Source organism: Brevibacillus laterosporus (genome assembly GCA_007833815.1).
Lineage (GTDB): Bacteria > Bacillota > Bacilli > Brevibacillales > Brevibacillaceae > Brevibacillus_B > Brevibacillus_B laterosporus_D.
The window spans coordinates 2,021,462-2,035,331 of record CP033464.1 but is presented as its reverse complement, the minus strand read 5'-3'; the positions used below and the strand labels follow the sequence as shown (position 1 = coordinate 2,035,331).

The 13,870-nt window shown below is 41.9% G+C and carries 1 protein-coding gene; it reads right to left on the bottom strand.

What is annotated here, in order from left to right:
- Nucleotides 1-10: 10 nt before the first annotated feature.
- Nucleotides 11-13,870 carry an amino acid adenylation domain-containing protein gene (locus tag EEL30_11150; GenBank protein QDX92814.1) on the bottom strand — a complete coding sequence of 4,620 codons (13,860 nt, stop codon included), beginning with the start codon at nt 13,868-13,870 and terminating at the stop codon, nt 11-13.

The following is a 13,870-nucleotide window of genomic DNA, read 5'->3' as shown; positions in this document are numbered from 1 at the left end:
CTCATTGTGATTACAGATCATCTATGTCTTCAAATAAATCATCTAATAGATCGTCTAGCTGTTCTTGGCTTAATTCCTTTTCTGTAAAATCAGTAGGTGTAAATTCTACAGTATCCTTTTCCAAGCAATGCTGAGTAATGAGAAGTAAATTGTGCTTGAAGCGCTCCATCAAAATTTCAACAATCGCCCGATCGACGGCTACAGGAGCAAATCGGCAATTTACATGTAGCTGGTTATTCGAGACCGCTCCATTAAACTCCAGCAGATGCGTGTCATAATATTGCGGGCTAATCGGCTGACCAGTAGGAATCCCAGCAGATTCGCTCTCCTCCTCTTGTTGATCAAATACCCCCAGATAGTTAAAGCTGATCTCTGGGCGAATCGAGAAGGTAATATCCTGTTTGTTCGCATCGCTTGTCAGATGCTTGAGTATGCCGTAGCCCATGCCTTTATTAGGAACTCGGCGCAGGGTTTCTTTTACCGATTTAATGATGAGAGGCAATTCGTCATTTTCTAAATCAATAACGACTGGGAACAGTGAGGTAAACCATCCAACAGTGCGGTTGACATCTACCCCTTCACCTATTTCCTCACGACCATGACCTTCTAAGTGGATAGCCACTCGATTCTCTTTTGTCCATTCCTTACTGGCTAATCCTAATGCAGCAAGCAACAGATCATTAATCTCCGTTCGATAAGCTCGATGTACACGAGTAAGAAGATTCTGGGTTTCTTCTTCTGTTAGACTCATCGTGGCATATTCGCTGTCCTTCACATAGTATCTACCGTCATTGTTTCCTTTTTTAGGAAGAGAGGCGATCGATACTTCTTCCATCTGCTTCCAATATGGAATCTCGTGTAAAAGAACATGACTATTTGCATATTCATTCAAGCGCTCACTCCATGTTTTAAAGGAGGTCGTTTTTTCAGGAAGTACAATTGCTTGACCTTGAATGACTTGCTGATAAGCAGTATGAAAATCCTCAAGCAAAATACGCCAAGAGACGCCGTCAATCACCAGGTGATGGATCACGATCAGTAAATAATCCCCAGCCTTGGTGGTAAATAAGCCAAGTCGTACCAGAGGTCCCTTTTCTAAATCAAAGCCTGCTTGCAATTGAGTAGCGATTTGCTCGATTTTCGTTGTCTGCGTATCAGTTGGTTCTTGGGTAAAATCGAACACCTGCAATGTGAACGCCTTCTCCTCAAGTCCCCTGTTGATCTGAGTCACCTTGTCCTCGGTATGCGGATACACCATTCGCAGGGCATCGTGATGCTCCGTTATTTTTTCAAATACCTTCTCGATCGCATCTTGGTTCCAGCCATTCGAGCTGTACAGTAACGAATCCTGATTAAAATGATGCGGCTGTTCCTGATTTTCTTCAAAGAATGCTTTTTGAATTGGCGTGAGCATAACTTCGCCTTCGACAGTTCCTTGTTCAATCAGTGCCTGACTGGTTTGAATCCATGGTGCAAGCTCTGCAATCGTTGGATGCTTAAACAAATGACTGATCTCCAGTTTACGGTGGTAGCGACGCAGTCTTGCTGTAATTTGAATAGCCTTGATCGAGTCTCCACCCAGTTCAAAGAAGTTGTCATAGATACCAATCCGTTCTACACGTAAAACTTCTTGCCAAACCTCAACAAGGATTTTTTGGACCTCGGTAGTAGCCTCTACATACTCCACTCCCGTTTGTATCTGTCCGTCTGGCTCTGGCAAAGCCTTTTTATTCACCTTACCGCTTGGTGTCAAAGGAAATTCCTCAAGCTCAATAAAATAAGCAGGAATCATATAGTCAGGTAATGCTTTTCCTATATGTTTGCGCAGTTCTGCTACCGTCCAGTCATCTGTTACTACTAGATAAGCACACAGATAAGATTGACCTTGCTCATCTTGACGAGCCAGCACAACTGCCTCTGTTACCTGCTCATGTTCAAGAAGACGAGCTTCAATTTCACCTAATTCAATTCGATGTCCACGGACTTTCACCTGATCGTCAATTCGTCCTAAAAACTCAATGTTTCCATCAGGAAGCCAACGTACTAAATCCCCTGTCTTGTACATTCTTTCGCCTTGGGCAAATGGATCATTCACGAATTTCTCAGCTGTTAATTCAGGCCGATTCCAATATCCAGGAGCAATCCCTACTCCACCGATGCATAGCTCGCCCGGTACCCCTATCGGCTGTAACTGATAATCCTGATTAATAATGTAAGCTTTTTTATTTAACACTGGCTTTCCGATATGCGGCTTATCTTCAGGGGTGCATAAGCCAATCGTCGCATCTACCGTTGTTTCTGTCGGACCATATGCATTTAAGAAAATTCGATTGGCTCCCCATAGTTTGACTAAATCAACAGGTAATGCTTCTCCACCTGTACTGATATATTTCAATGCAGGTAGCTCCTCATACGGCAATGCCCGTAATGCAGAAGGCGAGATAAACGGAATGGAAGTTATTTCGTTTTCTCTTAACCATTCAACAAATTCAATCCCTGCCATGAGAAGATTGCGATCTACAAGGTAGAGAGTAGCTCCATTTGTAAGAGTATGGAAAACCTCCCCTACGGAAGCATCAAAGCTATAGGAAGCAAACTGTAGAACGCGACTATTAGCAAAGATTCCATAGGTTTGGGCCATTAAACATAAATTACATACTGCTTGATGATCAATCATTACCCCTTTTGGTTGACCTGTCGAACCTGAGGTATAAATCATATAAGCCAAATCATCAGCTGTATTGACTATCCCTACATTCGTATCAGCCGCTTGATACCATTGCATCTGTTCAATCAATATGCGATCACCTGTGAATTCTGATGGTACCTCATGCTTGTGCTGGAGCAATAATAGCGATGCATGACTGTCTTCCAGAATATATAGCTTTCGATCTAGAGGATAATCAGGATCAATCGGAACATAAGCCCCTCCTGCTTTGAGAATTCCCATCATTCCAATGACTGTTTCTATAGAACGATCCGCCATGATTGCAACAAATTGATTTCTCTCTATGCCTTTGTCTATCAAGCAACGTGCCAATCTATTTGCACGTTCATTAAGCTCACGATACGTAATAGATTGATTTTGATATACAACCGCGATCTGTTCTGGTGAGCGTTCGACTTGTTGCTCGAATAGGCTATGAATGGTTTGGTTATCAGGGTAATTGGATTGAGTATCATTAAATTGCGTCAAGATCTGTTCGATTTCCGGCAAGGTAGCAATTTTGATTTCTGCCAACTGTATTGCTGGATGCTCAATAATTTGTTGTAAAACATAGGTGAAATGCTGAGCCATCCGGCTAATTGTTTCTTCCGCATATAAGCTAGTGCTATATTCAATAGCAACCTTGAGTGTTTCTTCCTCAAGCATCGTCCAATCCATGTCAAACTTGGCATTTTTCCATTCAAAATCAAATGGTTTGAAGGTCAAGCCAGCCAAATCAATATCAGATATCTCCATATTTTGCAAAGTAAACATCGTATCGAAGAGAGGATGGCGACTCATGTCTCTCTGTAAATCAAGCTTCTCAACTAATTTCTCAAATGGATATTCTGCATTAGCATAAGCTTGTAAAACCTGTTCCTTAACTTGTGCCAGATAGGAAATAAACGTCTGCTCTCCTACAGGCTGTCCACGTAAAGCTAGCGTGTTAACGAACATACCGACGATGCTTTCTACATCCGCATGAGGGCGTCCGGCAATTGGTGAACCGACGATAATATCATCCTGACCGGTATACTTGGCTAACAAGACCTGATACGCTGCTAGCAATGTCATATATAGAGTAGAACTCTGACTTGCCGATAATTTTTTCAGTTGTCTGAGAATGTCAGCATCAATCTCGAAAGTCCATACATCTCCTTCAAACTGTTGGACTGCTGGACGTGGAAAATCTGTCGGCATCTCTAGTACAGGAGCTTCTCCAGCAAATTGGCTTAACCAATATCCTTCCTGATTTTGCAGGCGAGCCACTTGAGCATCGGTTTGTTGCCACACAGCGTAGTCTTTGTACTGTACCTTGAGAGGAGACAGCTCTTTTCCTTGATAGAGCTGGGTTATATCTTGGAACAATACATTGGTAGAAACTCCGTCTGAGATGATATGGTGCATATCCAGCATGAATAGGAATTTCTCCTGGCTAACACGCACTACGCCTGCACGGAACAATGGAGCCTGGCTGAGATCAAACGGACGAATGAAACCTGCTGTGATGCTTGCAAGGTCTTCTTCCTCTCCATCCATTATCTCTAAATCCCATACCACATCCTCATGTACCTGTTGCATCAGCTCTTCGTCAATCATATGAAATGATGTTCGCAGAGATTCGTGTCTCTTAACCAATTGTTCAAGAGCTTGATGAAGCTTTTCAATTTCTAAAGCTCCTTCCACTTCAAGAAAAAGTGGCATATTGTAGCTTGTTGTTTGGATATTTCCTAAATGCTGGACCACGTACATCCGTCTTTGTGCAGAGGATACAGGATAGAAATCTTGCTTTGGAGCTGGTTCAATCTCCATGTGGCCTGATCGATCAAGAAGGTCGATCGTTGCTGCCAATTCTTTGACAGTAGGATGTGTGAATACCTCTTTTAAAGGCACTTCCATTCCTAGTTCTTTATTCATTCGTAAAACTAGCATCATCGCTTTTAGCGAATGACCTCCTAGTTCAAAGAACATATCTTGTGTACCGACTTTCTCTACACCCAAAATCTCTTGGAATAACTCTACTAATTTTGCTTCCGTCTCCGTTTCTGGTGCCACATAAACGCTGGTAATTTGTCCTTCCGGCTCTGGCAAAGCACGTTTGTTCACCTTACCATTGGAAGTGAACGGTAACTGCTCCAGTTCCACGAAATAAGTAGGGACCATATATTCTGGTAAAGCTTCACTGACATGCTTACGTAATTCTGCAACTGTCCATACCCCATTTGTAACCACATACGCACATAGGTACGAATGACCTTGCTCATCTTGTTTTGCCAGTAAAACCGCTGCACTTATCGAGGCATGCTCCAGTAATCTTGTCTCTATTTCACCCAGCTCAATTCGGTAACCGCGTACCTTCACCTGCTCATCCATCCGACCTAAATACTCAATGTTTCCATTCGGCAACCAGCGAACTAGGTCACCGGTGCGATACATTCTATCTCCTGAAACGAAAGGATTATCCACAAAGCGTTCTGCTGTCAGCTCTGGACGGTTTAAATATCCACGAGCAATTCCTGTTCCACCCACGCATAGTTCCCCTGGTACTCCAATCGGCTGTAGCTGATTATACTCATTTAAGACGTAAACACTCGTATTGTTTAGAGGACGCCCAATCGGTATAATGCCTGTATCTTTAATGCTAGAATCCACCGTATAGGTGGTAGCAAATACCGTTGTTTCTGTAGGACCATACCCATTTACCAAGCGACCTTCACCTAGATAATCCAGAGCTTTTTCTACATGCTTGAATGAAGCCTTCTCCCCACCAAATACAACCTTGCGCATGGATTTCATACTGGTCACGTCTAACTCCACCAAAGTATGGAACAGAGAAGTAGTCATAAACGAAACTGTAATATCCTGTTCTCGTATAATCTTCGCCAGCTCCATTGGATTGAGCATGACCTCTTTTGGCACCAGCACAAGAGTTGCCCCATTTAATAGAGCACTATAGATATCAAAGGTAGAACCATCAAAAGCGTAGTTAGATAACTGTAATAGTCGATCTGTTGGTGCAATCTCGATATAGCCATTGTTGATGATGGTTTGCATAATGTTTTGATGAGTCGTCAGGTTGCCCTTCGGCTTACCGGTTGAACCTGAGGTATACATCACATACGCCAAATCTTGTGCTTGATTGATTACCTCCAAATTAGAAGCTTCTTCATGCATCCAGCTTTCTTCGGCTAAGAGTAGTACTTCGCCCTGATAGCTAGCAGGGATCATTTCTGTTTTTTGCACTAATAACAACTTAGTTCGGCTGTCCTCTAGCATGTGCTCGATCCGATCGATTGGATAGGAAGGATCAATTGGCATATAAGCTCCGCCTGCTTTTAGGATGGCGAAAATCCCTATCATCATCTCAATGGAACGATCAGTGATTAATCCAACCGCTTGATCCGGCAGCACACCTTTCTTTCTGAGTACCCGAGCTAATTGATTTACTTTTGCATGGAACTCACTGTATGTGAGCTGCTTTTCTTTAAACACAAGTGCCGGCCGATCTGAAAAACGCTGTACTTGTTGTTCGAATAGATGGCAGATGGATAAATCCTGTAAATCATCAGTAGCAGTGTCGTTAAATACCGTCAGTATTTGCTGTTTTTCTTCGTCTGTTGCGAGTTCTAAATCGCTGAGTAAGCAATCCGGATGCTTAGCCACTTGTTCTACTAAATAAGTGAAATGCTTTTCTAGCCTTTGAATGGTTTCATGTTTAAACAGGCTGGTGCTGTACTCAACCGAAATCAATAGATTATTTTGTTCGGCAATCATCCAGGTCATATCAAATTTTGCATTTTTCCAGTTTAAATCACGCGAATGAAGCTTTAGACCAGAAATATTTATCTCGGACATATCCATGTTTTGTAAAACAAACATCGTATCAAACAAGGGATGACGACTCATATCTCTTTGTAAATGTAGCTTCTCTACCAACTCTTCAAATGGATGATCAGCGTTGTCATAGGCTTGTAGTACGTTTTCTTTCACTTCTGATAAGTAGGAGATGAAAGATTGCTCTTCTTTTGGTTGACCACGTAAAGCTAGTGTATTAACAAACATCCCCACAATACTCTCTGTGTCTGCATGCGGTCTTCCTGCAATCGGAGTTCCGACAATGATGTCGTCTTGGCGGGTATACTTAGCCAACAGGATTTGATAAATCGCCAACAGAGTCATATACAAAGTAGTTCCTTGCTCGGCTGAGAATTGCTTTATGCTTTCTAATACTTTGGCGTCAATTTCAAACGACCAGGAATCTCCGTCAAACTGCTGTATGGCTGGTCGTGGATAATCAGTTACCATTTCCAAAATTGGTAGGTCACCAGAGAATTGGTTTAACCAATACCTTTCCTGCTCCTGAAAACGGACAACCTGAGCCATGCCTTGTTGCCACACCGCAAAATCCTTGTATTGTATCTTGAGAGGACTCAGCTCTATACCTTGATACAACTGCGTTATATCCTGAAACAATACATTCATCGATACCCCATCTGAGATGATATGATGCATATCCAGCATCAATAAATGTCGCTTCGGATTGATTTGAATGAGTCCCGCTCGGAATAGTGGCGCCTTAGCAAGATTGAAAGGACGCATAAAGGAATCGGTAAGTTGTTGAACTTCTTCCTCTACGGCATGAATCATTTCCATTTCCCATGCAACTTCTGCATGTACCTTTTGCATCAGTTCATCATCAACCATATGAAAGGAGGTTCGTAATGATTCATGACGCTCAATTAGTTGTTTTAAAGCTAGAGATAGCTTTTCTACCTCTAGAGCACCCTCCATTTCTAAATAGAACGGCATATTGTAGCCTGTTGTTTCCACATCTCTCATTTGTTGAACAACATACATCCGTCGCTGCGCATTAGATACTGGGTAGTATTCTTGCTCCATGGCCGGTTCGATTTCGGTGTAATCAGACTGTTCAGCCTGCTTAATATAGGCTGCTAATTCTTTAGCAGTTTGTCTGGCGAATACTTCTTTTAACGGTACCTCTATTTCTAATTCCTTGTGTATTCTTGAAACCAGCATCATTGCTTTTAGGGAATGACCACCCAATTCAAAAAATGTATCCTGCGTTCCCACTCGTTCTACAGCTAAGATCTCTTGGAAAAACTGAACTAGCTTCTCCTCTGTCTCATTGACTGCCGCAACATATTCATTGGTAATCACTCGGTCTGGTTCAGGCAATGCACGCTTGTCTACCTTGCCATTGGAAGTAAGAGGTAGCTTTTCAAGCTCAACGAAATAGGATGGTACCATGTACTCCGGCAGAGCTTCCAGTAGGTGTTGACGTACCTGACCCACCGTCCATTGATCCTTACTTACGACATAAGCGCACAGATAGGAATGACCTTGTTCATCACGTTTTGCGACAAGTACCGCTTCACTGATAGGAGGATACTCCAGGAGACTTTTTTCAATTTCGCCCAGTTCAATTCGATGGCCGCGAATCTTCACCTGTTCATCCATTCGTCCGATGTACTCAATGTTGCCATCTGGTAAGAATCTAGCCATGTCTCCCGTACGATACATTCTTTCTCCGACAAGAAACGGGTTATCCACAAAGCGCTCTGCTGTCAGCTCTGGACGGTTTAGATAACCACGAGCTAATCCCTCCCCACCAATGCATAGCTCACCTACTACTCCAATTGGCTGAGGCTGTCCATCTTTATTTAAGATGTACGCCTTCGTGTTATTAATCGGTCTACCAATGGGAACAGCTGCTTTCGTCAACATGGAGTGATCTACAGAGTAAAACGTAGCATACACTGTAGATTCCGTTGGTCCATATACATTGATAATCCGGTGCTCGCCCAAATAATCAAGGGCTTTTAGGACGTGCTTGACCGAAGCAAGCTCTCCACCGAATAATACCTTTCGTACCGATTGAAAGCATGTGATGTCCAAATCAACCAGTGTATTAAAGAGAGCGGTCGTCATAAAGGAAACCGTCACTTGTTCCTTCTTGATAAGACGTGCTAGCTCATTCATATTTAGAACTGTCTCTTTTGGTGCCAAAACTAATGTAGTTCCATGTAATAACGCCCCATAGATTTCAAAGGTAGAGCCGTCAAAGGCATAATTAGAGAGCTGTAGCAAACAATCTCCTGGCGTAATCTCAATATATCCATTATTAATGACTGTCTTAATAATGTTTTGATGTGTTGTCAAAATTCCCTTAGGCTCTCCTGTAGAACCAGAGGTATACATCACATACGCCAAATCCTGAGCATCATTAATCAACTCTAAGTTGGACGCTTCCTCCTGCATCCAGCACTCTTCTGCTAGAAGCAATACTTCGCCCTGATACCCCTCTGGAATCATAGCGGCTTCCTGCACAATCAAAAGCTGTGCCTGACTATCCTCTAGCATGTAGGTAATCCGTTCTAATGGATAAGTTGGATCAATTGGCAAATAGGCTCCGCCAGCTTTTAAGATTGCCAAAATTCCTATCATCATTTCAATGGAACGATCAGTGATTAGTCCAACCGCTTGATCCGGCTGCACCCTATGCTTTCTTAATACGCGAGCAAATTGATTTGCTTTTGCATTCAACTGTCCGTAAGTAATTTCCTTATCTTTAAATAACAACGCTATCTGATCAGGGTTTTCCTCTACCTTCTGCTCAAACTGCTGGTGGATCGTTTTATCACACGGATAATCAGCTTCTGTATTATTAAACTCCTCCAAAAGCTGGTACACTTCTTCATCCGTTGCCAATTCCATATCTGTAAGGCTCAAGTCAGGATTTTTTGCCACTTGATTTAGCAGATGGGCAAAATGCTTCGCCATCCGCTCGATTGTTTCTTTCTTAAATAAGCGGGTACTATATTCAACTGAAAAATGTAAGGATTCTTTCTCTACAGCCGCCCATGTAAGATCAAATTTTGAATGCTTCCATTCCATGTCTTTCGTTATGATTGAAAGACCTTGTATCGCAACCTCGGTAATATCCATGTTTTGCATGACAAAGATTGTGTCAAATAAAGGCTGGCGACTTAGATCGCGACTTGGATTTACCTTATCAACCAGCTCTTCAAATGGATAATCTGCATTGGATTGAGCTTGAAGAACCAGTTGTTTGATCGTAGAGAGAAACTCGCGGAATGTCTGAGTTCCCTCTGATTTAGTGCGGATAGCCAGCGTGTTAACAAACATCCCAATAATCGATTGCAAATCAGCATTTGTGCGCCCTGCTATCGGGGAACCTATCACAATATCGTTTTGCGACGAATACTTGGAAAGCAAGACATGATAAGCCGCCAGCAATATCATGTAAGCCGTGCAGCCCTCTTTAACAATGAGCTGTTGTAATTCCTTCCATACTTGCTGATTTAATGCAAAGTCCAATACGTCACCATCAAACTGCTGTATCGCTGGACGTGGAAAATCAGTAGGAAGCTCTAGTACAGGCACACTCTCTGAAAATTGTTTCAGCCAGTATTCCTCTTGTTCGTGCAGACGAGCAAGCTGAGCCTCTCCTTGTTGCCAGATGGCGAAATCCTTGTATTGAATTCGCAGGGCAGGCAGCTCTCGTCCACGATATAATTGCGTAAAATCTTGAAAGAGTATGTTAGTAGATACGCCATCTGAGATAATGTGATGCGTATCTAGTAGCAGCAAATGACGCTCAGAATTAACACGAATTAATCCTGCTCTAAACAATGGAGCTTGACCGAGATCAAAAGGACGAATGAAAGATTTTGTCAAAGCATAAACCTCTTCCTCGGACGCTTCCATCTCCTCCATTTCCCATGCCACATCATCATGCACCTTTTGCAGCAAGGTCTCGTCAATCATGTGGAATGACGTTCTCATTGATTCATGACGCTCTATCAATTTCTTCAGAGTTTGTCTTACATTTTCCCTATCAAGAGCCCCTTCTATTTCTAGCAAAATCGGCATATTGTAGCTGGTTGTATTCGTATCTCTAATTTGCTGCACTACAAACATTCGTCTTTGGGAAAAGGAGACTGGATAATACTCTTGTTTGGCGGTTGGCTCAATCATGCTGTAGGCAGAGCGATCCGTCTTATGAATATACGCTGCTAATTCTTTGATGGTAGGACGTGTAAATATCTCTTTTAACGGGACTTCGATTCCCATCTCTTTATGAATCTGTAAGACCAGCATCATTGCCTTAAGTGAGTGACCACCGAGCTCAAAAAATGTATCCTGCGTGCCAACCCGCTCGACACCCAAAATTTCTTGGAAAAATTGAACCAGCTTCTCTTCTGTTTCGTTCTCTGGAGCAACGTAAGCACTCCCCATTTTTCTGTCTGGTTCAGGCAACGCTCGCTTATCTACCTTACCGTTTGCAGTAAGCGGTAGTTTTTCAATCTCGATGAAGTAGGAGGGTACCATGTATTCAGGCAGTGATTCCATTACGTGTTGACGTAGCTCTGTAACAGTCCAAAATGCCTGACCTACTACATAAGCGCACAGATAGGAATGACCTTGCTCGTCTCGTTTTGCTAGAAGCACTGTTTCACTGATAGCAGGGTGCTGTAAGAGAACTTTTTCAATCTCGCCCAGTTCAATCCGATGACCACGAATCTTTACCTGTTCATCCATCCGCCCTATATACTCAATGTTTCCATCCGGTAAAAATCGCGCCAAGTCACCTGTACGATATATTCGCTCTCCTGAAATGAATACATTATCCACGAAGTGTTTCTTTGTTAACTCTGGACGGTTGAGATATCCACGGGCTAGCCCCTCTCCACCAATGCATAGCTCACCTACTACTCCGATCGGCTGAGGTTGTCCATCTTTATTCAAAATGTAAGCTTTCGTGTTATGAATCGGTCTTCCGATAGGAACGGTATGTCTTGCTTTCGTCGACATCGAGTGATCTACCGAATAATAAGTGGCATACACTGTAGATTCCGTTGGTCCATATACATTGATAATCCGGTGCTCGCCCAAATAATCAAGGGCTTTTCGGACGTGCTTGACCGAAGCAAGCTCTCCACCGAATAATACCTTTCGTACCGATTGAAAGCATGTGATGTCCAAATCAACCAGTGTATTAAAGAGAGCGGTCGTCATAAAGGAAACCGTCACTTGTTCCTTCTTGATAAGACGTGCCAGCTCATTCATATTTAGAACTGTCTCTTTTGGTGCCAAAACTAATGTAGCTCCATGTAATAAAGCCCCATAGATTTCAAAGGTAGAGCCGTCAAAGGCATAATTAGAGAGCTGAAGCAAACAATCTCCTGGCGTAATCTCAATATATCCATTATTAATGACTGTCTTAATAATGTTTTGATGTGTTGTCAAAATGCCCTTAGGCTCTCCTGTAGAACCAGAGGTATACATCACATAAGCTAAAGCTTGCGCTTGATTAGTAGGAGGCAGGTTGGATACTTCCTCGTCCATACAGCTCTCCTGTGTTAAAACCAATACCTCTCCCTGATAACTGGCTGGTAGCATTTCCTGTTTTTGTACCAATAAAAACTGCGTTTGATTATCCTGAAGCATATATTGAACGCGTTCAGTTGGATAAGTAGGATCAATAGGCATATAAGCCCCACCTGCTTTATAAATCGCCAAAATGCCTATTATCATTTCTAAAGAGCGTTCGGTGATTAGTCCAATTACATCATCAGGTTGTACACCTTTCTTTCTTAACACATGTGCCAACTGATTTGCTTTCGCATTTACCTCACCGTAAGTAAGCTTCTCTTCTTTAAACACAAGTGCAACCTGATTAGGGTTTTTCTCTACTTGTTCCTCAAACAACTGATGTATGGTTTTCTCTCTCGGATAATCTGCATAGGTATTATTAAAACCATGAAGGATTTGATCTTTTGTATCAGTTGTTAAAATATCGATTTCTTTTACGAGTATGCTAGGATTAGCAGCAACCGTTTCAGCGACAGTGACAAAATGGCCAATCACATTTGCTATGTATTCTGATGAATAAAGCTTGGAATTATATAAAATTTTAATGGATGATTCATCACCGATCTGAGCTTGCACACTTAGATCATAATTTGTTTGTTCATGATGGTCTGTGGCGAATGCGAGCGAGAATCCCAGCTCTTTTTTATCTGCCAACTGATTAAAGCTGTCCATATCGATATAAAAATTTTCAAAAGCAATAATATGATTGATGAAATCCCCAGCTTCTGGATGAATATCTGCCAACGAAAGATAATCATATGATTCTGAAGCCAAGGCCATTTCTTGTACTTTGGTTACTAACGTCTCAAATCGTTCTTGTTGATCTGCCTTTATTCGTACTGGGATTGTATTAATAAATAAGCCAACAATTTTTTCAACATCAGGAATCTCTGCTGGTCTACCTGAAACAACTGAACCAAATACTACGTCGTCCGTATTGTTGTATTTTTGTAATAAAATTCCCCAAATCGTTTGGAAAACAGTATTAACTGTAACCTGATAGGCTTTGGCTATTGCAATCAATCGATCAGCTGTTTCCTGATGTAATTTCACAATACTTTGCCCATGAGCATATTCTTCATGGTTTGCCCGAACCAGTTGCTGTGGAACACCTGTTACTTTGTCGTATCCTTCTAATAGCTGTTGATAAAAATCCTTTGCTTCTTGATGATCCTGTTTTTCTAGCCATTGAATATGCTTGCTGTAAGGTGTCACATGCTCGAATGGAACAGGAGTATGATTCACGATCCCTTTATACATACGTAGGAAATCATTAAGTATGATTCCAAGGCACCAACCATCCATAATGATATGGTGATTACTCATAATTAACTGATACTGTTCCTGGTCGAGTTTAAACAATGACAGTCGGATGAGAAGGTCACGGGAGAGGTCAAACCCCTTCTCCCGATCCCTCCTTTTAAATTGATTAATGTAATTATCTTTTTCATCCACCTCAAGCTGGGAAATATCTTCAAAATAAATAGTGGAATTTCTTTCCTTCAATACCATTTGTACGGGTTCTTTTACTTTTTTGTAGCGAAAAACAGTTCGTAAAATATCATGCTTTTTGATTAATTGGTTAAAGGCTTCTTCTAAATTTTCAAGCTCTACCTTACCTTCCAAAGTAAAAATCAATTGATCAAAATAGGCATGATTTTCTTTATCTTTTAAGGAATGAAACAAGATCCCTTTTTGCATAGGAGATAAGCGATACAAATTTTGCACATTACTTCTGCTAAACAT